Origin of the sequence: Leifsonia sp. Root112D2, from assembly GCF_001424905.1 — a bacterium.
Lineage (GTDB): Bacteria > Actinomycetota > Actinomycetes > Actinomycetales > Microbacteriaceae > Root112D2.
Map to the genome: position 1 here is coordinate 157719 of NZ_LMCU01000001.1, position 21373 is coordinate 179091.

General features: G+C 66.6%; 19 protein-coding genes. 6 read left to right on the top strand and 13 right to left on the bottom strand.

All coding sequences use genetic code 11. The features are described 5' to 3' along the window. The first annotated feature begins 194 nt into the window (after positions 1-194). Entirely contained in the window at positions 195-1766 is a 1572-nt protein-coding gene (locus tag ASC63_RS00705; protein WP_055814544.1) for an acyl-CoA carboxylase subunit beta, read from the top strand. 25 nt (positions 1767-1791) lie between these two features. Next, positions 1792-2031: an acyl-CoA carboxylase subunit epsilon gene (locus tag ASC63_RS00710; protein WP_055808785.1), complete on the top strand. Its 240-nt coding sequence runs from the start codon at positions 1792-1794 to the stop codon at positions 2029-2031. 352 nt (positions 2032-2383) lie between these two features. On the opposite strand, the gene ASC63_RS00715 is transcribed toward ASC63_RS00710, so the two are convergent. Genes ASC63_RS00715 through ASC63_RS00730 form a run of 4 tightly spaced genes read right to left on the bottom strand, consistent with a single transcriptional unit; the run spans position 2384 to position 6646 of the window. Next, entirely contained in the window at positions 2384-3400 is a 1017-nt protein-coding gene (locus ASC63_RS00715) for a hypothetical protein (protein WP_055808787.1), read from the bottom strand. Continuing rightward, positions 3397-4638: a sensor histidine kinase gene (locus ASC63_RS00720; RefSeq protein ID WP_055808788.1), complete on the bottom strand. Its 1242-nt coding sequence runs from the start codon at positions 4636-4638 to the stop codon at positions 3397-3399. The genes ASC63_RS00715 and ASC63_RS00720 overlap by 4 nt, the downstream gene beginning before the upstream one ends. After that, entirely contained in the window at positions 4625-5284 is a 660-nt protein-coding gene (locus ASC63_RS00725; RefSeq protein WP_055814547.1) for a response regulator transcription factor, read from the bottom strand. The genes ASC63_RS00720 and ASC63_RS00725 overlap by 14 nt, the downstream gene beginning before the upstream one ends. Before the next feature lie 27 nt (positions 5285-5311). Continuing rightward, the gene (locus ASC63_RS00730) at positions 5312-6646 is read right to left on the bottom strand and encodes a class I SAM-dependent RNA methyltransferase (RefSeq protein ID WP_082486967.1); all 1335 of its coding nucleotides are present in this window, start codon (positions 6644-6646) and stop codon (positions 5312-5314) included. A 30-nt stretch (positions 6647-6676) separates the two neighbouring features. On the opposite strand from ASC63_RS00730, the gene ASC63_RS00735 reads away from it, so the two are divergent. Together ASC63_RS00735 and ASC63_RS00740 are read left to right on the top strand one after the other, a co-directional pair. Further along, on the top strand, positions 6677-7318 hold the full coding sequence (locus ASC63_RS00735; protein ID WP_055808790.1) for a Maf family protein: 642 nt from the start codon (positions 6677-6679) through the stop codon (positions 7316-7318). Positions 7319-7402: 84 nt separating this feature from the next. Then, positions 7403-9163 (top strand): acetyl/propionyl/methylcrotonyl-CoA carboxylase subunit alpha, encoded by a 1761-nt coding sequence (locus tag ASC63_RS00740; protein ID WP_055808792.1) that lies wholly within the window; start codon positions 7403-7405, stop codon positions 9161-9163. A 117-nt stretch (positions 9164-9280) separates the two neighbouring features. Here the strand turns inward: ASC63_RS00740 and ASC63_RS00745 are convergent, their stop codons facing one another. After that, positions 9281-10717 carry an NAD(P)H-quinone dehydrogenase gene (locus tag ASC63_RS00745; RefSeq protein ID WP_055808794.1) on the bottom strand — a complete coding sequence of 479 codons (1437 nt, stop codon included), beginning with the start codon at positions 10715-10717 and terminating at the stop codon, positions 9281-9283. Positions 10718-10875: 158 nt separating this feature from the next. Between ASC63_RS00745 and ASC63_RS00750 the strand changes: the two genes are divergently transcribed. Together ASC63_RS00750 and ASC63_RS00755 are read left to right on the top strand one after the other, a co-directional pair. Next, entirely contained in the window at positions 10876-11709 is an 834-nt protein-coding gene (locus tag ASC63_RS00750) for a purine-nucleoside phosphorylase (protein ID WP_055808796.1), read from the top strand. Between the two features lie 2 nt (positions 11710-11711). Then, positions 11712-13598: a phospho-sugar mutase gene (locus ASC63_RS00755; RefSeq protein ID WP_055808801.1), complete on the top strand. Its 1887-nt coding sequence runs from the start codon at positions 11712-11714 to the stop codon at positions 13596-13598. A gap of 12 nt (positions 13599-13610) precedes the next feature. On the opposite strand, the gene ASC63_RS00760 is transcribed toward ASC63_RS00755, so the two are convergent. From ASC63_RS00760 to ASC63_RS00795, 8 genes are read right to left on the bottom strand one after another with little or no spacing between them, the layout of a single operon-like run. Beyond that, on the bottom strand, positions 13611-13883 hold the full coding sequence (locus ASC63_RS00760; RefSeq protein ID WP_055808803.1) for a PTS sugar transporter subunit IIB: 273 nt from the start codon (positions 13881-13883) through the stop codon (positions 13611-13613). Continuing rightward, on the bottom strand, positions 13880-14338 hold the full coding sequence (locus ASC63_RS00765; protein WP_055808805.1) for a PTS sugar transporter subunit IIA: 459 nt from the start codon (positions 14336-14338) through the stop codon (positions 13880-13882). Before ASC63_RS00765 ends, ASC63_RS00760 begins: the two co-directional genes overlap by 4 nt. Before the next feature lie 36 nt (positions 14339-14374). Continuing rightward, positions 14375-15496 carry an adenosine deaminase gene (locus ASC63_RS00770; protein ID WP_055808806.1) on the bottom strand — a complete coding sequence of 374 codons (1122 nt, stop codon included), beginning with the start codon at positions 15494-15496 and terminating at the stop codon, positions 14375-14377. A gap of 51 nt (positions 15497-15547) precedes the next feature. Next, positions 15548-16864, bottom strand: coding sequence for a thymidine phosphorylase (locus tag ASC63_RS00775; RefSeq protein ID WP_055808808.1), 1317 nt, complete (start codon positions 16862-16864; stop codon positions 15548-15550). Continuing rightward, on the bottom strand, positions 16861-17298 hold the full coding sequence (locus ASC63_RS00780; RefSeq protein ID WP_055808811.1) for a cytidine deaminase: 438 nt from the start codon (positions 17296-17298) through the stop codon (positions 16861-16863). Before ASC63_RS00780 ends, ASC63_RS00775 begins: the two co-directional genes overlap by 4 nt. Then, complete coding sequence (locus tag ASC63_RS00785; protein WP_055808813.1) at positions 17295-18584, bottom strand: ABC transporter permease; 1290 nt, start codon at positions 18582-18584, stop codon at positions 17295-17297. Before ASC63_RS00785 ends, ASC63_RS00780 begins: the two co-directional genes overlap by 4 nt. Continuing rightward, positions 18581-19843, bottom strand: a complete 1263-nt coding sequence (locus ASC63_RS00790; RefSeq protein ID WP_055808815.1) for an ABC transporter permease — start codon at positions 19841-19843, stop codon at positions 18581-18583. Before ASC63_RS00790 ends, ASC63_RS00785 begins: the two co-directional genes overlap by 4 nt. Beyond that, positions 19840-21360: an ABC transporter ATP-binding protein gene (locus ASC63_RS00795; protein WP_055808817.1), complete on the bottom strand. Its 1521-nt coding sequence runs from the start codon at positions 21358-21360 to the stop codon at positions 19840-19842. Before ASC63_RS00795 ends, ASC63_RS00790 begins: the two co-directional genes overlap by 4 nt. Positions 21361-21373: the final 13 nt, after the last annotated feature.

Below are 21373 nucleotides of genomic sequence, written 5' to 3' on the forward strand. Positions count from 1 at the left end.
GAGAAAAGCGGCTCTGGATGCGCATCTGCTGGAAATCGATGGCTCACGCTCGATATCTCCGTCGTTTTGGGAGGAAGGCGCGGCAGGGGAAGTGCCAAGGCAGGCATCCGTCTTTGTAGGGTTTCGTCACAGGGTGGGGCCGATAGTTGGCCGGTAGAGTGAACGGCGTGACCGAGAACGCACCCCTTCCCGACATGTTGACCACCGCAGGCAAGCTTGCCGACCTCAAAGAGCGGTACCACGAGGCCGTGACCGCCAGCGGCGAGGCCGCCATCGAGAAGCAGCACGCCAAGGGCAAGCTCACCGCGCGCGAGCGCATCGCGCTGCTGCTCGACGAAGGCTCCTTCGTGGAAATCGACGAGTTCGTGCGCCACCGCACCCACGCCTTCGGCATGGATGCCAAGCGCCCATACGGCGACGCCGTCGTCACCGGAACCGGCACCATCCACGGCCGCCAGGTGGCCGTCTACAGCCAGGACTTCACGATCTTCGGTGGTTCTCTCGGCGAGGTCGCCGGCGAGAAGATCATCAAGGTGATGGATCTCGCCCTGCGGCTCGGCATCCCGATCATCGGCCTGCTCGATTCGGGCGGCGCGCGCATCCAGGAGGGCGTCGTCGCACTCGGCAAGTACGGCGAGATCTTCCGTCGCAACACGCAGGCATCCGGCGTCATCCCGCAGATCTCCATCATCATGGGCCCGGCGGCCGGCGGCGCGGTCTACTCCCCCGCCCTCACCGACTTCGTGATCATGGTCGACAAGACCAGCCAGATGTTCGTGACCGGCCCCGATGTGATCAAGACCGTCACCGGCGAAGACGTGGGCATGGAGGAACTCGGCGGTGCGCTCACTCACAACAAGGTCTCCGGCGTTGCCCACTATCTGGCCAGCGACGAAGAGGATGCGCTCGACTACGCGCGCACCCTGCTCTCCTTCCTCCCCGACAACAACCTCGCCGAGCTGCCGGCATACGAGAGCCGAGCCGAGCTCGAGATCACGGATGCCGACCGCCGGCTCAACACGCTCATCCCGGATTCCCCGAACCAGCCGTATGACGTGCACGACGTGATCGAGCACGTCGTGGACGAGGGCGACTTTCTCGAGGTGCAGCCCCTGTTCGCACCGAACATTGTCATCGGCTTCGCCCGGGTGGAGGGCCGCTCCGTCGGCATCATCGCCAACCAGCCGAACGCCATGGCGGGCACGCTCAACATCGACGCCGGCGAGAAGGCCTCCCGCTTCGTGCGCTTCTGCGACGCGTTCTCCATTCCCATCCTCACCCTGGTGGATGTGCCGGGCTACCTGCCGGGCACCGACCAGGAGTGGACCGGCGTGATTCGCCGCGGCGCCAAACTGCTGTACGCCTACGCCGAGGCGACGGTGCCACTGATCACCGTGATCACACGTAAGGCCTACGGCGGCGCATACATCGTCATGGGTTCCAAGCAGCTCGGTGCCGACCTCAACTACGCGTGGCCAAGCGCCGAGATCGCCGTCATGGGCGGCCAGGGCGCGGTCAACATTCTCTACCGCAACGAGATCAAGACCGCCGAGGCGGCCGGTGAGGATGTCGCTGCCGTGCGCAGCAAGCTGGCAACCGAATACCTGTACAACGTGGCCAGCCCGTTCCTCGCCGCCGAGCGCGGCGAACTGGACGGAGTGATCGAACCGGCAGCCACCCGCGTCACGATCATCAAGGCGATGCGCACGCTGCGCACCAAGCGCGCCTCGCTGCCGCCGAAGAAGCACGGAAACATCCCGCTATAGGCGCGGTTCCGGTACGCTCGTCAGCATGCAGAGGCCCGCGCACGCCCACACGCTCGAGACGGGCGACATCGTCTTCGAGACGCGTTCGGTGACGCCCGAAGAGGTCGCCGCGGTGACCGCGGTGCTCGTCTCGGCCGCCGGTGAAGGTGCGGATGCCTCGCGCGTCGCGGCAGCATCCGGCCCCGACGGCTGGGCACGCAGCGCACGCAGCGTGCGCATGCCCCTCGAACCGGGGCCAGGCCAGTGGCAGCGCAATCACCCGTAGACCGATCCGTCACCCGAAAAGACAATGATGTACCCCACGAGGGTGACCCCCATTTGTGGGATAGGCCGCCATTTCGCGGGTCGGTGACTGGGATGCCCTCCAAGCTGTCCCCCAGTTGTCCCCCAAAGAGACGACTTTGACACACCCTCACCCTGGGGCATTATTACTAGTGCTAGGTGTCTCTCTTCTTGAGTTACACCGCCAATCATTCGCCGACTAGGGTAAGCGGGCGAATGTATTGGGGGCGAGTCAGGGTGATATTCGGGTTATCGCCCTGACTCGGGGCTTTCGAAAGAGGGTCGGCGTCACGCCGGCCCTCTTTTGCAATTAACCCCCGATCGGCTGGCCCGAGTCAGTGACGCGGGATCTCGAGCCAGAGGTCGACCTCGTCGTCATGCGAATCGGGCCCGAGGGCATTCGCATTGCCGTCGCCGTGCACGCTGAGCCCCACGACCGTGACGGCAACACGAGAGGAATGCGGCACGGTGCGCACGATGAGCTTGTCTGCCGTCGTTCCACGAATCGCCTCGGCGAGGCGCTGCAGCACGGCCTGGAGTTGCTCGGTACTCAGGTCGTCGAGGCCGCCCTCGTCGAGCAGGTTGACGTCGGTGCCGCGCCGTCTGGCCACCATCACCTGCTCGCGCACATCATCGGTAAGCAGGCTGCGGCCACGTATCTCGTCACGGATCGCCTGCTCCAGGTAGCGGCACTCCTGCTTCTGCATGGGCGTGAGGTCGCCGTTGGTGCGGATGATCTCCGCGAGCATCGGCGCGGCGACCCGATACGTCTTACGCAGCCTGAACTGACGCTCGATGACGTGCGCCTCCTGCGCCGCCTGCCACTCCGTCGCCTCGCGTTCGGCGCGACCGAACTGGCGAGCATCCCGGGCGGCCTTGACGAGGGCCCGGGTGATGACCACCGCAACCCCCACCCAGACAATGCTGCCGATGACCCCGAGCGACGCGAGCGAGCCGACTCCACCCCACAACGCCGTCTGCACCCCGAGGAAGATGACCCCTGCCCATGCCGCCAGCTGCTGCCTGCGCACCGCCAGAATCGTCATGAGGGTTCCCACTGCGGCCACGTGCCAGGTGGCGTAGCCGTTGTCTGCGGAACTGCTCAGCTGGCTCGTGACCAGCACGGGCAGAGCGATGCACACGGCAAGGTCGAACGCCGCCAGCCACAACGGCATGCGCACGGGGCTGGTCGGCCACAGGCTCAGCACGGTGGCCAGCGCGTAGAGCACCATGGCGACGATGGCCGGCGCCGCCATCCGCGGCACGCTCAACGTCGAGGCGCCGAGAAAGATATGGTACGCCGAGAACAGGCCGCCCAGTCCGAGAAAGAGCCTGCGCGGAAGGGTGATCATGAGACTCCCCGATCCCTCGTCGCCGGCCAGCTGAGGCTGATGCTCGTGCCCTCGCCTCGCCTGGAGCGCACGAGTGCCGCACCACCCACATTGGCGAGCCGCTCAGCGATGGAGACGCGCAGGCCCAGCCGTTCGCTCGGCACGGCGGCGGGGTCGAACCCGGTGCCGGCATCCGCGATGGTGACCGTGACGATGGTCGTATCCTCTCCCCCCTCGATCGTGAGTGAGCGCGCGATCTCGGGCCCGCCTGCATGCTGCATGCTGTTGACCATCGCCTGCACTGTCGCGGAATAGAGTGCCTCGGCCACGTGCACGGGAACGGTCTGGGTGTCGACTCCGCTCTCGGTGACGGTGAAGCCCGAGGAGAACGCCGCGACGGCGGCCTCGATGCGGCGGGTGAGGCGGGCCAGTTCGATGAGCGTCTGGTCGTCGGGGTCGACCGCTTCCGCCGCGTGCAGGTGCCCTATCGCGTCCCTGGCCATGCTCGCGGCCAGCGCGCGCTCATCCAGCGTCGTTGCGCTGGCGGTCGAGAGCAGCGTGGTCAGCACGCTGTCGTGCACAATCGCGTCGACCTGCACGCGTTCGACCTCCATGGCGTGCTCTCGCACCGCGTTCGAGTACTTCTCCAGGGCCGTCGATTGGGCAGCGTCCACCCCGGATGCCGCCTGCCTCAGCATCGTGACAATCACCAGGATCGCCCCGCCGAGAATGATCGCGTAGATCGCGTCGAGCGCGGCGAGTTCAGGACCCACCCCGCCCCCGCCCGGCAGGGACCGGATGACCGCATAGGCAATCGGTGCGACGACCGTATATGCGGTGGCCCACGCAAGCGGGAACGCCACCGTCGCGAACGCGGTCGCGACCGTGCAGATGTACCAGACCCACGGCTTGCTGCCCGCGGCATAGACCGGATCGACCGCCGTCAACGGCCACAGAATCACCACGACGAGATAGGCGATCGCAAAGTAAGCCATGGCGGCCTTGACACCGCGCTGTGCGATGGCGGCAACCACCACGAGAAACAGTCCGCCGAACACGGCGATGGCGGCGACCAGGCCCCAGCGCGGGGCCATGCCGGGCAGTTGCGCGAAGAGCGCCGTGAGTGTCTGGGCGCCGAAGATCAGCCCGAAGCCGGCTATGGCTCGTTCGGCGACCCGTTCGAACCCGACGCGGCTGATCGGATTGCGCGGTCCGGGCGAATCGGTGAACGCCCGGCCTTGCCAGCTAGCGGCGGGCATGTCCCGCGTCCGGATCAAGCCCGGGCAGGATTCCGTCTTCGACGGCACGCCGCAGCAGATCGACCTTGGTCGGCGCTGGGCGCCCCACCTCGACATACTTGACGCGGATGCGATCGAGGTACTCGCGGGCCGTTGAGTTGGCGATGCCCAGCTCGATCGCCACGGCCTTCAACGGCAGACCGGATGCGTACAGGTGCAGTACGTCGCGCTCGCGCCTGCCCAGCTGGGCCTTGGCGAAATCGCTGTCGGCGTCGATGGCCGTCGCCCACTCGAGATTGTTGAGCACCTCGCCACGCGCGACGGTGGCGATGGCGGCCATGACCGTCGTGGTGGGCGATGACTTGGGAATCACGCCGGCCGCGCCGGCGGCGAGCGCCTCGCGCACGCTGGCGACCCGATCCGCGATGCTGTGCACCAGCACAGCGGCACCCGTGCCCTGGACGCGCTTGACGTTCTCGGTGACGCTGGATCCATCGCCAAGCGACAGGTCGAGCACCACGACGTCGCATTCCTGGTCGGCAAGGGCATCAACCAGTTCGTTCACGGTGGCCGCCGTCGCCAGAACCTCGTACTCCGCGTTCATGCACGCGGCGCGCAGGCCCAAACGCACAGACTCGTGATCATCGACGATTGCAACCCGCACCATGGTTGCCATCGTAGTGGCAGTCTCGCGCTACCCGGTGGGGGTGAGCAGCGCAATCGCCTCGAGGTGGTGCGTGTGCGGAAACAGGTCGAACGCGCGCAGCGAGCGCAACTCGTAGCCGCGCGCCGCGAACAGGGCGATGTCGCGCGCGAGCGCCACAGGATCACAGGCCACGTACACCAGCTGCGCCGGATGCAGTTCGGCCAGCTGGGCGACGACCTGCTTGCCCGCCCCGGATCGCGGCGGGTCGAGAATGACCGTGGCCGCACGCATCCGGGAACGTTCGGCGGCGCTTGCGGTGCGCAGCTCACGCTGCAGATAGCGGTCGACGCGATCGGTGACCGCCCGGGCGCCAACCCAGTCCGAGAGATTCTGACCCGCGAAGTCCGTCGCCTGCGTGCTCGACTCCACGCTGGTGACGCGAGTGCTGCTGCCGAAGCGATCACCGAGGGCCGCGGCGAGCAGGCCGACGCCGCCGTACAGGTCGAGATTGGCGGCGCGAGGATCGAACAGTTCACCGTCCACCGTCTCCTGCACGGCCCGGTACAGCGTTTCCGCGGCGCGGTGGTGCACCTGCCAGAAGCCGGCAGCGTCGAGCCGGAACTCCCGGTCGGCCACGCGTTCACGAATGAGCGCGGCCGGTGCGACCCGGCCGCGGCGGCGTTCCTCGCGAGGGGTGACCATCACGTGCGCCGATCCGTCACCCGCGGCAACGACGTCAACGGATTCCGCCCCGGCGAAGCTCTGCCCGAGCGGGGACGCATCCTGCACCGCAGCGGTGGCGAGCGGCAGCGATGCGACGTCGATGACGTGACGCGAACGCGCCGCGTAGGGCCCGAGTGTGCCGTCGTCTGCCACGTGCAGACGCACACGGGTGCGCCACGCGAGGCCGTTGACCGCGTCGTCGCCGTCGGCCGCTTCCACGCTCACCTCGCGGTCGAGGTGAGCCATGCGGCTCAGAGCATCCGTCAGCACCTGGCGCTTGAGCTCGCGCTGGTGCGCCAACTCGATGTGTCCGAACTCGGCGCCACCGGCGCGTTCGACAGGATCGCGGTCGATGGATGCCTCCGCCCACACGTGCGCGCGCCGGTGCGTCGAGCCGTGCAGCACCTCGACCGGCTCGGCGCGCCAGAACCCGGCATGGCTGTCGTCGCTGATGCGTGCGAGCACCCGCTCACCGGGGATCGTGTCGCTCACGAAGATCACCCGCCCCTCGTGCCGGGCGACGAAGATACCGCCGTGGGCTACGTTGGTAATCTCGAGCTCGACGGTGCTGCCGACGCTGCTGCCGACATCCGCACCGGCGTCGGCGGCGTGCTTCGTGCCGGACGCGGCATGCGGTGGCTGGAACTTCGTGCGTCTCATGCGTCGAGCATTTCACAACGAACGGTAGCCATGCGCCTGTATCTCGCCTCGACCTCACCCGCCCGGCTCGCGACGCTGCGCGCCGCCGGCATCGAACCCCTGCTCATCGCCTCGAATGTGGACGAGCCTGCCGCCGTCGCAGCCGCCGAGGTCGAGCGCGGTGCACTCGGCACAAGCGAGATGGTGGAGTTGCTGGCCCGGGCCAAGGCGGAGGCCGTCGTCGGTGCGATGGTCGACGGCACCCCGATCGACGGATTCATTCTCGGCGGCGATTCGGCATTCGAACTCGACGGCGTGATCTATGGAAAGCCGCACACACCCGAGGTCGCCCGCGAACGCTGGAACCTGCAGCGCGGGCGCACGGGCCGGCTGTATTCGGGGCACTGGCTGATCGACCACCGCGGCGGGCGGGCCTCGCGCGCGGGCGGAGCCGTCGCATCCGCCGATGTGACCTTTGCCGACGACATCGGCGACGACGAGGTGGATGCCTACATCGCCACGGGCGAGCCGCTGAAGGTCGCCGGGGCGTTCACCATCGACAGCCTCGGCGGGCCGTTCATTACCCGCGTCGAGGGTGACCCGAGCACGGTGATAGGCCTCTCGCTGTCGACCCTGCGTCGACTCTTTCTCGATGCGGGCGTCTCGTGGCCCGCCCTCTGGAACCGGCGCTGATTGTAGAAACGCTACTGCGTCCTGAGCCAGCTTTGTAGGGCTCGTCCAAAAAGTGCGGCCGTTCGGGCAATAAGCTAGAGAACTGTGCCACGAATTACGAAGGTCCTGATTGCCAACCGCGGCGAGATCGCCGTTCGCGTCATTCGAGCCGCGAGAGACAGTGGAATCACCTCCGTCGCCGTTTATGCCGACCAGGATCGTGACGCCGTGCACGTGCGCCTCGCCGACGAGGCATACGCCCTCGACGGCACCACGAGCGCCGAGACGTATCTCGTCATCGACAAGATCCTCTCGGTGGCACGGCGCTCGGGCGCAGACGCCATTCACCCCGGCTACGGTTTCCTCGCCGAGAACGCCGACTTCGCGCGCGCCGTGATCGAGGCCGGGCTGATCTGGATCGGCCCGTCGCCCGAGGCCATCGAGCGGCTGGGAGACAAGGTCTCCGCACGCCACGTGGCCGAGAAGGTGGGTGCCCCGCTGGCGCCCGGAACTCTGAATCCGGTGGCGGACGCATCCGAGGTTCTGGATTTCGTGGACCAGTACGGCCTGCCGGTCGCCATCAAGGCGGCGTTCGGCGGCGGCGGCCGCGGCCTCAAGGTGGCGCGCACCCGCGAGGAAATTCCCGAGTTGTTCGACTCGGCCACCCGCGAGGCCATCACGGCATTCGGCCGCGGCGAGTGCTTCGTCGAGAAGTACCTCGATCAGCCGCGCCACGTTGAGACCCAGTGTCTGGCGGATGCTCACGGCAACGTCGTGATCGTCTCCACGCGTGACTGCTCGCTGCAGCGACGGCACCAGAAACTCGTGGAGGAGGCGCCCGCCCCGTTCCTCACAGCCGAGCAGATCGAGGCGCTCTACAGCTCGTCGAAGGCGATACTCAAAGAGGTCGGCTACCTGGGCGCCGGCACCTGCGAATTTCTCATCGGCAAAGACGGCACCGTCTCGTTTCTTGAGGTGAACACGCGGCTGCAGGTGGAGCATCCGGTGTCGGAGGAGGTCACCGGCATCGACCTGGTGCGCGAGCAGTTCCGCATCGCCGAGGGCGGCGTTCTCGACTACGACGACCCGGCCCCGCGTGGTCACTCCTTCGAATTTCGCATCAACGGTGAAGATGCAGGGCGCGGCTTCATTCCCTCCCCCGGCCCGGTGCACGTCTTCAAGCCAGCCGGCGGCCCCGGCGTTCGCGTCGACAGCGGCGTCGAGAGCGGCGACGAGATCTCCGGCGCGTTCGACTCGCTGCTGGCCAAGCTCATCGTCACCGGTTCGAGCCGAGCGGATGCCCTCGAGCGCGCCAGGCGCGCGCTCGACGAATTCGAGGTGGCCGGCCTTCCGACCGTGCTGCCGTTCCACCGGGCCGTGGTGCGCGACCCGGCGTTCGCTCCCGCCGGTGACGAGCCGTTCGGTATCTACACCCGCTGGATCGAGACTGAGTTCGTGAACGGCATCGAGCCGTGGAGTGGTGCGATGGAGGAAGGCCGGCCCGCGGCAGAACGACACAGTGTTGTCGTCGAGGTCGAGGGCAAGCGCGTGCAGGTGAGCCTTCCCGTGTCGCTGCTCGGTGGCAGCGGCAGAGTGGCCACGGCGCCCGCTCCGCGTCGCCGGGGCGGCGGCCGCACCGTCAACACGGCCACGGGTGACTCCGTCACCGCCCCCATGCAGGCCACCATCGTGAAACTCGCCGTCGGCGATGGCGACCACGTCGTCAAGGGCGATCTGGTTCTCGTGCTCGAGGCGATGAAGATGGAGCAACCGCTCACCGCCCACAAGGACGGCACGGTCTCGGGACTGAACGCATCCGTCGGCGCCACCGTCTCGTCGGGGCACCTGCTGCTCAACATCGTCTGAGCCTTCCCTTCTGCAGGTTGAGGAGAGGTCGAGGAACGAGGCCTCGTCTCGAAACCCGGGTCGCGCGGCGGGGTTTCGAGACGCTCGTTCCTCGCTCCTCAACCTGCGGAGGCGAAGCTACAGAACGATGTGCATGGCGCGGGCGGCCTCGGAGATCGAGCCCGTCAGCGAGGGGTACACGGTGAACGCGCGCGCCACCTGGTCGACCGTGAGGCGGTGCTCTACCGCGAGCGCGAGCGGAAAGATGAGCTCGCTGGCCTTCGGCGCCACGATGACGCCGCCGATCACGGTACCCGAACCGGTGCGCGCGAAGAGTTTGACGAATCCGTCGCGCAACCCCAGCATTTTGGCCCGCGGGTTCGACTTGAGCGGAAGCTTGTAGATGTCTCCCTGGGCGATGCCCTCTTCGATCTGCTTCTGCGTCCAGCCGACGGTGGCGATCTCGGGTTGGGTGAAGATATTCGAGGTGACGTTGCGAATCTCGATCGGGTTCACCGCGTCGCCCATGGCATGGAAGATCGCCGCGCGACCCTGCATCGAGGCCACGGATGCCAGCGGCAGCAGATCGGAACAGTCCCCCGCGGCGTAGATGTTCGGCATCGAGGTGCGCGCCACCCGGTTGACCCGGATGTGCCCGGAATCGGTCAGCTGAACCCCGGCTTCTTCAAGACCGATGCCCGCCGTGTTCGGGATCGACCCGACGGCCATCAAACAGTGGCTGCCCTCGACGGTGCGACCATCCGAGAGAGTCGCAATCACGCCGTCACCGTTGCGCACGACCGATTCGGCGCGCGACTTGGACAACACCGTCATGCCGTTGCGCTTGAAGACGTTCTCGATGACGCGCGCGGCATCCGCATCTTCACCGGGCAGCACCTGGTCGCGGCTGGAGATGAGGGTGACCTTCGAGCCGAGAGCGGTGTACGCCGAGGCGAACTCCGCGCCGGTGACACCCGAGCCAACCACGATGAGGTGCTCGGGCACGGAGGGCAGATCGTACAACTGCGTCCAGGTGAGAATGCGCTCACCGTCGGGTTGCGCAGAGGGCAGGATGCGCGGGCTCGCGCCCACGGAGACGACGATCGTGTCGGCCTCGATGCGATCGAAATCGGTTCCACTGTCGCCTGTCGCGGTGGAGACGATGAGGGCTGCAGAGCCGTCGAGGCGTCCCTCACCGGTGACGATGCGCACGCCGGAGCGGATGAGTTCGGACTTCATGTCTTCTGACTGCTGGCGGGCGAGGCCGAGCAGCCGCTTGTTCACGGCGGCCAGGTTGACCGCCACGTCGGGACGAACCGCCTTGCCCGACTCGGTGCGGCTGAAGAACTGCACGCCAAGATCGGTGGCCTCACGAATCGAATTCGTGGCCTCGGCGGTGGCGATGAGTGACTTCGACGGAACGACGTCGGTGATGACCGCTGAGCCGCCGACACCGGTGCGCTCGACGAGCGTGACATCCGCCCCGAGCTGGGCGCCCGCGATGGCCGCCTCATATCCGCCGGGACCGCCTCCGAGTACAGCGATACGTTGCTTGCGCTCGAACTCATAGGCCATGCCCCCATTCTCCCTTAGCCACGTGAGCCCCACAAACCACCGCACGCGCACGAACCAAAACGACGGAGAAATGACGGATGCTGGCGCGCGCGGATGCGCATCCGGCTCGAATCTCGCAAATCTCCGTCGTTTTCGACCAGTCGACTTAGAATTGCGGGATGTCTGAGATCACGAGCAATCCGCTGGATGCGCCCGGCACCGATCCGTTCGATGTCGCCCGCCAGGCGGCCGCACAGATCGCCGAGAAGACCGGCGTTGAACGGCACGACATCGCCCTCACGCTGGGCAGCGGCTGGGCCCGAGCGGCCGAACTGATCGGCGAGACCGTCGCCACCATTGCGGCGACGGAGGTCGTCGGCTTCGGCAAGCCCGCGCTCGTCGGCCACGTGGGCACGCTGCGCTCCATCGCGCTGCCGAATGGCAAGCACGCCCTCGTGATTGGTGCCCGCACTCACTACTACGAGGGCCACGGAGTGCGCCGTGTCGTGCACAGCGTGCGCACCGCCGCCGCGACGGGCGCCCAAACCATGATTCTCACCAACGGCGCCGGTGGCATCAAGGAGCACTGGAAACCCGGCACCCCGGTGCTCATCAGCGACCACATCAACCTCACCGCCGACTCGCCGCTCGAGGGCGCGACCTTCATCGATCTCACCGACCTGTACTCCTCCCGTCTGCGCGAGATCGCCCGCGGCATCGACCCGAGCCTCGATGAGGGCGTCTACTGCCAGTTCCGCGGCCCGCACTACGAGACCCCGGCCGAGGTGCAGATGGCGAAGTCCATCGGCGGCCACATCGTCGGCATGTCTACCGCGCTCGAGGCCATCGCCGCCCGCCAGGCCGGCATGGAGGTGCTGGGCATGTCGCTCATCACCAATCTGGCCGCCGGCATTCAGAAGACCCCGCTCAGTCACGCGGAGGTCATCGAAGCGGGACGCACCGCCGAGCCCGTGATCAGTGCGCTGCTGGCGAAGATCGTGGAGGCACTCTGACCATGACGAACGACACGAACAACACCGACAACAACATTGACCAACTGCTGGCGGATGCTCACGCCTGGCTCGAACAGGATCCCGACGACGAGACCCGCGCCGAGCTGGCCGTGCTGATAGATGCGGCAGAAAGCGTTGATTCTGACGACGCGAGCGCGGCCATCACCGAACTGCACGCGCGTTTCGACACCCGTCTCGCCTTCGGTACGGCCGGATTGCGTGGCGAGATCGCCGCAGGACCCAACCGCATGAACCGCGTGCTCGTCTCGCAGGCGGCGGCCGGCCTCGCCGCATATCTGCTCGAGCAGGTGGCGGGCACGGATGCCGGTGCCCCGGACACGCACCGCGACGGCGCCGACGGCGCAGCCGACACCGCCACCGACGCAGGAACCCCGGCAGACGGTGCCACCGCGGCGCCCATCGCGTCCGTCGTCATCGGTTACGACGGACGCAAGAACTCCGCCGTTTTCGCCCGCGACACCGCCGAGATCATGGCGGGAGCCGGGCTGCGCGCCATTCTGCTGCCGCGCCTGCTGCCGACCCCTGTGCTCGCCTTCGCGGTGCGGCATCTCGATGTCAGTGCCGGCGTCATGGTGACGGCCAGCCACAACCCGCCGAACGACAACGGCTACAAGGTGTACCTCGGCGGCGCCGACCACGGCTCGCAGATCGTGCCCCCTGCCGACGGCGAGATAGCGGCGCACATTCTGCGCGTAGCCGAGGGCAGCATCGCCGAGTTGCCGCGATCGGATGCCTACGAGACCGCTGACGAGGCTGTGATCGACGCGTATGTGGCCGAGACCGCCGCGATAGCCACGAGGGCCGCCGGCGACCCGGCAGCGGCCGAGGAGAACGCGCCAGGCCGGCACCGCGCCGAGGTTGCCGAGCCGGCCGCGGCATCCGAACTCACTGTCGTGTACACGGCCATGCACGGCGTCGGCTGGGAGACCGCCGCCAGCGTGTTCGAGGCTGCCGGGTTCGCGCGCCCGCACGTGGTTGCCGCACAGATCGACCCCGACCCGACCTTCCACACCGTCGCGTTTCCGAATCCCGAGGAACCGGGCGCGATGGACCTGGCGTTCGAGACGGCGCGCGAGGTTGGTGCCGACCTCATCATCGCCAATGATCCGGATGCCGACCGGCTCGCGATAGCCATTCCCGACCCCGCGGCCGAGTCCGGCTACCGTCGCCTCAGTGGCAACGAGGTGGGTGCGCTGCTCGGCTGGATGGTCGCCAAGGATGCTTTCCACCGCGGCGAGCACGGCACACTCGCGGTTTCCATCGTCTCCTCGCCCGCTCTGGCTGGCGCTGCCACGATCTACGGTCATGACTTTGCGGAGACCCTCACCGGCTTCAAATGGGTCTCCCGCGCCCCGCACCTGATCTTCGGTTTCGAGGAGGCACTCGGCTACCTGGTGAATCCGGAGACGGTGCGTGACAAAGACGGCATCTCGGCGGCAGTACTGTTCCTGGCCCTCGCGACCCGTCTGCACAACGCGGGGCTCACCATCGAGCAACGGCTGGGCCAGTTCGCCGAACACTTCGGCTATTTCGCCTCCGACCAGATCTCGGTTCGGGTCACCGATCTCAGCCAGATCGCCCAAGTGATGGGCAATCTGCGCCAGTCGCCACCGACGCACATCGGCGAGATCGGCGTACGCCACATCGACGACCTCGAGCAGGGCTTCGAGTCGCTGCCGCCCAGCGACGTGCTGCGGTTCTGGCTGCAAGACGGTTCCCGCGTCATAGTGCGGCCCAGCGGCACCGAGCCGAAGCTGAAGATCTACATCGACGTCTCGAGCACGGAGGGCACGTTTGACGAGCGACGCGACGCGGCCGAGGGGCGCCTGCGCGAGCTGGCCGAAGGCATCCGCGCGATCATCAACTGATCTTTCGTGCGGTCAGCCGACCGCGATCTCCAGCTTCGCCTCGATCTCGTCGATGTCGAAGTAGTTGATGATCACCACGACGTCGGCGTTCGTGGCACCGATCTTCTCGACAAGTTCTGGCGAGGTCAGAATGACCTGCGCACTGGCCGCCGCGATGGCAACGCCCGCGACATCCGATGCCGTCACATCCGCCTCGATGTCGAGCCGCTGCAGTGCGCGCTCCGCATTCAACTTCAGAATCGCGGATGTTCCCACGCCAGCCCCACAGATCGCCACAATCTTCATCGTGCGACCGCCTCCCCCGCCGCCATGATCTGCTGCACTTCCTGCACAGACTGGGCGGCGGCAAGCGCCGGGATCGCGGCAGGGTCGTTGAATACATTGGCCAGACCGGCCACGCTCGTGACGTGTGCATCCGGATCGCTGACGGCGAGCCCTATCACCACGCCGACCGGGTCGTTGTGCGGATGCCCGAAGGTCACCGCATTCGCGAGCGTCACGACCGCGAGACCATCGGCGAGCACATCGGGGCCGGGCCGCGCGTGCACGAGCGCGAGCCCCGGGGCGATGACGACATAGGCACCGAACTCGTCAATGACCTCGGCCATGCGGTTGCTGTATTCGGGTGTCGTCGCACCCGAACGCTCAAGCGCCTGCCCGGCCAGGGCCACGGCGGCGCGCCAATCGGAAGCGGTTGCCCCGAGCGTGACGGCCGTGTCGGGCAGAGGCGGCAAGTGCATGTTTTTCAGCGTAGTGCGACTGGCTGGGAATCCGGCTCAGACGTCGGCGAATCCCGCCGAGATGTCCTCGGCCAATTCCTCGCGATCTTCCAGTGGCAGGAACGCGGCCGCCGCGGCGTTCAACTGGAAGACCTCGAGATCGGTGAGGTCGTAGTCGAAGGCCTCAGCCAGGAGCGCGAGTTCCTTCGTGAGGGAGGTGCCGCTCATGAGCCGGTTGTCGGTGTTGACCGTCACCCGGAAGCCGAGCTGGTAGAGCAGATCGAAGGGATGGTCGACGAGCTCGGTGCCCCACTGGGCGATGGCGCCCGTCTGCAGATTGGACGACGGGCTCGTCTCGAGCGCTATCTCACGATCCTTCACCCACTGCGAGAGTTCACCGAGCGAAACATAGGTGTTCTCGTCGTCCTGGCGCTCGATCGTGAGGTCTTCTGCCAGTCGCACGCCATGGCCGAGACGCAGCGCACGCCCGTCGAGAATGGCCCCGCGGATGCTCTCCAGCCCGTCCGCCTCGCCCGCGTGCACCGTCGCCGGAAAGAAGTTGGCTGCGAGGTAGTCGAATGCCGCGCGCAGATTGCCTGCCGGGAAACCCGCCTCGGGGCCGGCGATATCGAAGCCGACGACGCCACGATCGCGGTGCCGCACCGCCAGCTTGGCGATCTCGAGACCGTCTCCCGTGTGCCGCATGGCCGAGACGAGCTGGCCGACGCGAATGTCACGGCCCGTGTGCCGCACATCGTCGATGCCCTCCTCGATTCCTTCCTGCACGGCCTCGACCACCTGATCGAGGGTGAGACCGCGACCGAGGTGCTGCTCGGGAGCCCAGCGCACCTCACCGCAGATCACGCCGTCGGCGCCGAGATCCTGCACGAACTCGCGCGCCACGCGCGCCAAACCCTCGTGGGTCTGCATGACGGCGGTGGTCACGTCGAACGTCTTGAGGTACTCGACCAGGCTGCCCGAATTTGACTGGCTCGCGAACCAGGCGCCCAACTCGTGGGCGTCGGTTTCGGGAACGTCGAGGCCTATGGCATCCGCCAGTTCGATGATGGTCTGCGGGCGCAACCCGCCGTCGAGATGGTCATGCAGCGACACCTTCGGCAGTGCACGGATGTCGACGCCACCGTCGGCGAGCAGGAATTCCTCGTGGGGGGTGTTCATCCCTCTAATCTACCGGGCGGATGCCCCGACACGCCCGGCGCGCACGCCGCGCTACGCGCTTGTGATGCGGTCGGCGATGAGGGGGCCGCCGTCGAGCACGGGTTCGTCGGCTGAACCGATGCGCCAGGCGCCCTCGAGGGCCGCGAGCGCGCGCTCGAAGCGAGCCGGCTCATCCGCCGACAGGGTGAACAGCGGCTCGCCGGCACGCACCGTATCGCCCGGTTTGGCGTGCAGGTCGATGCCCGCCGCGTGCTGCACCGGATCCTGCTTGCGGGCGCGACCCGCGCCCAGCCTCCACGCACCGATCCCGAACGGCAGCGCCTGCTGCTCGACGAGCACGCCGTCGCGGTCCGCGAGAACCGTGTGCGTCTCCCGGGCCACCGGCAGCGCCCCGTCGGGATCGCCGCCCTGCGCCGAGATCATGGCGCGCCAGGTGTCCATGGCACGGCCGTCGGCCAGCGCGGCCTCGACATCCGCATCGGGCTGCCCGGCCAGGGCGAGCATCTCGCGAGCCAGCGCGATGGTGAGCTCCACGACATCCGCGGGTCCACCCCCGGCGAGAACCTCAACAGACTCACGCACCTCGTTGGCGTTGCCAATTGCACGGCCCAACGGCACATTCATGTTGGTGAGCAGGGCGGATGTCGCGACACCGGCATCCGTGCCCAGCTCCACCATCGTGCGTGCCAACTCCCGCGAGCGCTCGATGTCTTTGAGGAAGGCTCCCGAGCCGAACTTCACGTCGAGCACAAGAGCCCCGGTGCCCTCGGCGATCTTCTTGGACATGATCGAGGAGGCAATGAGCGGGATCGCCTCGACGGTTCCCGTGATGTCGCGCAGGGCATAGAGCTTCTTGTCGGCGGGAGCGAGACCGCTGCCGGCCGCGCAGATGACGGCGCCGACGTCGCCGAGCTGGGCGAACATCTCCTCGTTGCTGATCTCGGCTCGCCAGCCGGGAATCGACTCGAGCTTGTCGAGGGTGCCGCCGGTGTGGCCGAGGCCGCGCCCGGAGAGTTGCGGCACGGCAACCCCGAATACCGCAACGAGCGGCGCCAGCGGCAGGGTGATCTTGTCGCCGACCCCGCCGGTGGAGTGCTTGTCGCTCGTGGGCTTGCCGAGCGCGCCGAAGCTCATGCGTTCACCGCTGGCGATCATGGCCATCGTGAGGTCTTTGATCTCGCGACGGCCCATGCCGTTGAGGAATATCGCCATGGTCATGGCGGCCATCTGCTCGTCACCGACGTAGCCGCGCGTGTACGCGTCGACGAGCCAGTTGATCTCCTCGGTGGAGAGCTCGCCGCTGTCACGCTTGGCGTGAATCAGGTCGACGGCGTCGAACGCCTCGATCGCGGGCGTCGGCTGAGTCATGCGCGTTCCGTTCCGTATTCGTTGAGTTGACGAGGGCCGAACGCATCCGGCAACACCTCGTCGATGGTGCGGATGCCCGACACCGTTTCCAGCAGCATTCCCGGCAGCGCGTGCTCGAAGAGCAACTGCCGACAGCGGCCGCACGGCATCAGCACGTTGCCGTTGCCATCCACACAGGTGAAGGCCACGAGGTGACCGCCGCCGGTGGCATGCAGCGTGGAGACGAGGCCGCACTCGGCACACAGGGTGAGCCCGTAGCTGGCATTCTCCACGTTGCATCCGGAGATCACTCGACCGTCGCTGACCAGCGCAGCCGCCCCGACAGGAAACGTCGAGTACGGCACGTAGGCGTGAGACATGGCCTCGGCCGCGGCCGAGCGCAACGCCCCCCAGTCGATATCGCCGTTGGAGGGAACGCTGTCGAATGAACTCATGATTTGATGTACGGCTTTCCGTCTGCGGCAGGCGCCCTGGAGAGGCCGACGAGCCCGGCCACGGCGAAGATCGTGACCACGTAGGGCAGCATCAGCATGAACTCGCTCGGCACGGGCGATCCGATGACGCCGAGCGTGGTCTGCAGGTACGAGGCGAAGCCGAACAACAGCGCGGCGAGCGTGGCCCTCACCGGATGCCATCGACCGAATATCACGGCCGCCAGGGCGATGAACCCCGCGCCCGCCGTCATCTCCTTGCCGAAGGCCGGCGCCGAGACCAGGGTGAAGTACGCACCGCCGAGACCCGCGACAGCGCCGGCAAGCGCCACGTTCCAGAATCGAGTCCCGGTCACGTTGATGCCGACGGTATCGGCCGCGGTCGGATGCTCACCAACGGCTCGCATCCGCAGCCCCCAGCGGGTGCGAAACAGGCCGAACCACACCAGGAAAACGGCGAGGTACATGAGATAGACGATCAATGACTGGTTGAAGAGCACCTGCCCGACAACAGGAATGTCGCTGAGCAGCGGGATCGGCAGCCGGCTGAGTCGGGGCGGGTCGTTCAGCAGCGGCGTATTCGCCGACAGCACCTGCGAGAACAGGAAGCTGGTGAGTCCCGTCACGAGCACGTTCAACACGACGCCGACAATCACCTGGTCCACGAGGTACTTGATGGCGAACGCACCCAGCACGAAGGAGACGAGCACGCCCGCCACCATGGCGCCGACAAGTCCGGCGAACACGTTGTGGGTGACGGATGCGACAACGGCCGAGACAAAAGCCCCCGCGAGCAACTGGCCCTCGATGGCAATGTTGACGACACCGGCCCGTTCGGAGATGACACCGCCGAGCGCGCCGAAGACGAGTGGCACCGACAGGCTCACACTGCCCAGCAGCAACCCGGTGAATGGCACGGTGTGGTTGGCCGCAGCCCAACTCAGGAACCCGAACATGAACACCACGGCGAACACGATCACGAGCCAGAGGCTCGAGGCGCCGCGCTTCCAGATCAGCCAGACGCTGAGCGCCGCCAGAATCACGAGCAGGATGGCGACGATGACGCCGGTGGCGTGCGTCGGCACGACGAGGTTGGGCAGCGCTATGGCGTCACCGGGTTCGGTGAAACGAAAGCTGCTCTGTCCCTCGCGTGGGATGCCGATGAAGAGCACCACGGCGATGACCGCGAACACCCCCAGCGCGATGGGAGCCTTCCAGCTCTTGATCTGGGTTCTCTCGAGAGCGATCGGCCCGGCGTTCTGCTCCGAGGTGGATGCTGCTGTGCTCATTTGGCCACCACCTCCTTCGTCACGATGGGTCGTTGTCTCTTCGGTGCGGCTCCCGGCGTGGGCAGCCTGAAGATCGCACGGATGAGTGGTGGGGCGGCAATGAACAGCACAATCAGTGACTGCACAACGAGCACGATGTCGATCGGAATGTTGTTCGCCGCCTGCATCGTGAAACTTCCGGCCTTGAGGGCGCCGAAAAGCAACCCGGCCACGAACGTGCCCCACGGGCGCGATCGCCCGAGCAGAGCTACCGTGATGGCATCGAAGCCAATGCTTGCATCCAGGTCGGCGGTGATGCCCTGCGGGAACGTGCCCAGGGCCTGGTTCACTCCGGCGAAACCGAGAAGCGCACCAGAGATCAGCATGGCCACGAAATACACGTTCTTGACGTCAATGCCCGCGACTCGCGCCGCATTCGGGTTCTCACCGACCGCGCGAAAACGAAAGCCGAGCGACGAACGGTTGAGTAGCCACCAGACGAACACGGTGGCAGCTATGACTATGACGAACGCCCAGGTGAGGTTGTACTGACTGCCGAACAGCGACGGCATGATCGCGTTGGAGTGCATGGCTGGCGACTTGGGGTTGTTCGAACCCGGCGCCTGAAACAGGCCGGGGGTGCGCAGAAAGAACGAGAGCAGGTAGAAGGCAACGTAGTTGAGCATGATGGTCACGATGACCTCGTGTGCTCCGGTGCGCGCCTTGAGCAGTCCGGCGATGCCGCCCCAGAGCGCGCCGCCGATGAGACCGGCCGCTATCGCGACCACCAGGTGCAGAACCGGAGGAAGCGAGAATGACCAGCCGACCCAGCCCGCGCATCCGGCGGCGATGAGAATCTGGCCGCGACCGCCGATGTTGAACATGCCCACGCGGAACGCGAGGCCCACGCCGAGGCCGCCGGCGATGAGCGGCGTCGCGAAGGTGAGGGTCTCCATGAGAGGCCGGATGCCCGCGGCGAATCCCGGACGCCGGAAGTTGTAGATCGAGCCCTGGAAGAGCGAGATATACGCGCTCGAGACCGAGTTCCAGATGGCCTGGAAGGTGTCAGACGGCCGTGAGGTGAAGTATCCTGCCGCCTTCTGCACGGTCGGGTCGGTGAACGCAATGAGGATCGCGCCTATCACCAGGGCGATGACCACGGCGAGTATCGAGATGATCACGCTGCCGCCAAGGATGTCGCGCATTGCCGTGTTCCAGCGCGACGGCGCTTCGGGGGTGGGTGTGGCGCCGGTCTTCAGCGCCGTTTCGCTCTGGCTCATGCCGCGACTCCTGCGTTCATCGGACGTTCTCCGGCCATCATGAGACCGAGCACGTCACGGGGGGTGTCTCCCGGCACGATTCCGACGATGCCGCCGCGATACATGACGGCGATGCGATCGGCCAGCGCTGCAACCTCGTCGAGTTCCGTCGAGACCACTATCACCGGCAGCCCGGCATCCCGCGTCGCGACAATGCGCTTGTGCACGAATTCGATCGAACCGACATCGAGGCCGCGCGTCGGCTGCGCGGCCACGAAGAGGCGCAGATCGCGGCTCAGCTCGCGGGCAAGCACCACCTTTTGCGCGTTGCCACCGGAGAGGCGACCGACCTTGGTCTCGATTCCCTGGGCGCGCACATCGAACTCGCGAACCTTCGCTTCGGCGAACTCGGCCAGGTAGCCGAGCTGCAGGTTTCCGGCCTTGACGAACGGCTCTCCCGTGGACCGGTCCAGCATGAGATTCTCAGAGATGGTGAACTCCTCGACGAGCCCGTCTTCGTTGCGGTCCTCGGGAATGAACCCGACCCCCGCATCGAGCACACGTCGCACGCTGAGCCCCACCAAGGGCTTTCCATCAAGCGAAATGCTGCCGGTGACGCGCGGCTGCAGGCCGAGCAGCGCCTCGGTGAGCTCGGTCTGGCCGTTGCCCTGCACCCCCGCGATCGCGAGTATCTCGCCGGCTTTCACGTCGAACGAGACGCGATTGACGACCAGCTGACCGAGCGGGTCGATAACAGAAAGGTTCTCGACCACGAGTGCGGCTGCGCCCGGATGCGCCGGCTCTTTGTGCACGGTCAGCTCGACCGCGCGACCGACCATCATGGAGGCCATCTCGGTGTTCGTCGCGGTCGGCTCGACCTCTCCGACGACCTTTCCGAGCCGGATGACCGTGATGCGGTCGGCAACCTCACGCACCTCCCGCAATTTGTGCGTGATGAAGACAATGGCTGTGCCCGACTCCTTGAGCTGGCGCATGATCTCCATGAGCTCGTCGGTCTCCTTCGGCGTGAGCACGGCCGTGGGTTCGTCGAACACGAGTACTTTCGCGTCACGCGAGAGCGCCTTGATGATCTCGACGCGCTGCTGCACGCCGACGGGAAGATCTTCGACGAGAGCATCCGGATCGACATCGAAACCGAAGCGGGCGGAAATCTCGCGCACCCTCTCTCGCGCTGCATTGAGATCGAGGCGACCGCCGAACGTGGTCTGCTCGTTGCCCAGCATCACGTTCTCGGCCACCGTGAATACGGGGATCAGCATGAAGTGCTGGTGCACCATGCCGATGCCGGCCGCCATCGCGTCACCGGGGCCGCTGAAGTGCTGCACCGCATCATCCAGCAGGATCTCGCCGTCATCGGCCTGGTACAGGCCGTACAACACGTTCATGAGGGTGGACTTGCCTGCACCGTTCTCGCCGAGCAGACAATGGATCTCTCCCGGTTCGACCGTCAGGTCAATGTGGTCGTTGGCGACCAGGGCACCGAATCTCTTCGTGATGCCGCGAAGCTCGAGCTTCATGCTGTTTCCTTCT

Bases quoted from the DNA above. Each gene is read 5' to 3' on its own strand.
- ASC63_RS00735 (WP_055808790.1), top strand. From the start codon at position 6,677: ATGCGCCTGTATCTCGCCTCGACCTCACCCGCCCGGCTCGCGACGCTG.
- ASC63_RS00730 (WP_082486967.1), bottom strand. From the start codon at position 6,646: ATGAGACGCACGAAGTTCCAGCCACCGCATGCCGCGTCCGGCACGAAG.
- ASC63_RS00705 (WP_055814544.1), top strand. From the start codon at position 195: ATGTTGACCACCGCAGGCAAGCTTGCCGACCTCAAAGAGCGGTACCAC.
- ASC63_RS00785 (WP_055808813.1), bottom strand. From the start codon at position 18,584: ATGAGCACAGCAGCATCCACCTCGGAGCAGAACGCCGGGCCGATCGCT.
- ASC63_RS00725 (WP_055814547.1), bottom strand. From the start codon at position 5,284: ATGGTGCGGGTTGCAATCGTCGATGATCACGAGTCTGTGCGTTTGGGC.
- ASC63_RS00745 (WP_055808794.1), bottom strand. From the start codon at position 10,717: ATGGCCTATGAGTTCGAGCGCAAGCAACGTATCGCTGTACTCGGAGGC.
- ASC63_RS00760 (WP_055808803.1), bottom strand. From the start codon at position 13,883: ATGAAGATTGTGGCGATCTGTGGGGCTGGCGTGGGAACATCCGCGATT.
- ASC63_RS00750 (WP_055808796.1), top strand. From the start codon at position 10,876: ATGTCTGAGATCACGAGCAATCCGCTGGATGCGCCCGGCACCGATCCG.
- ASC63_RS00770 (WP_055808806.1), bottom strand. From the start codon at position 15,496: ATGAACACCCCCCACGAGGAATTCCTGCTCGCCGACGGTGGCGTCGAC.
- ASC63_RS00795 (WP_055808817.1), bottom strand. From the start codon at position 21,360: ATGAAGCTCGAGCTTCGCGGCATCACGAAGAGATTCGGTGCCCTGGTC.
- ASC63_RS00780 (WP_055808811.1), bottom strand. From the start codon at position 17,298: ATGAGTTCATTCGACAGCGTTCCCTCCAACGGCGATATCGACTGGGGG.
- ASC63_RS00715 (WP_055808787.1), bottom strand. From the start codon at position 3,400: ATGATCACCCTTCCGCGCAGGCTCTTTCTCGGACTGGGCGGCCTGTTC.
- ASC63_RS00790 (WP_055808815.1), bottom strand. From the start codon at position 19,843: ATGAGCCAGAGCGAAACGGCGCTGAAGACCGGCGCCACACCCACCCCC.
- ASC63_RS00720 (WP_055808788.1), bottom strand. From the start codon at position 4,638: ATGCCCGCCGCTAGCTGGCAAGGCCGGGCGTTCACCGATTCGCCCGGA.
- ASC63_RS00755 (WP_055808801.1), top strand. From the start codon at position 11,712: ATGACGAACGACACGAACAACACCGACAACAACATTGACCAACTGCTG.
- ASC63_RS00710 (WP_055808785.1), top strand. From the start codon at position 1,792: ATGCAGAGGCCCGCGCACGCCCACACGCTCGAGACGGGCGACATCGTC.
- ASC63_RS00775 (WP_055808808.1), bottom strand. From the start codon at position 16,864: ATGACTCAGCCGACGCCCGCGATCGAGGCGTTCGACGCCGTCGACCTG.
- ASC63_RS00765 (WP_055808805.1), bottom strand. From the start codon at position 14,338: ATGCACTTGCCGCCTCTGCCCGACACGGCCGTCACGCTCGGGGCAACC.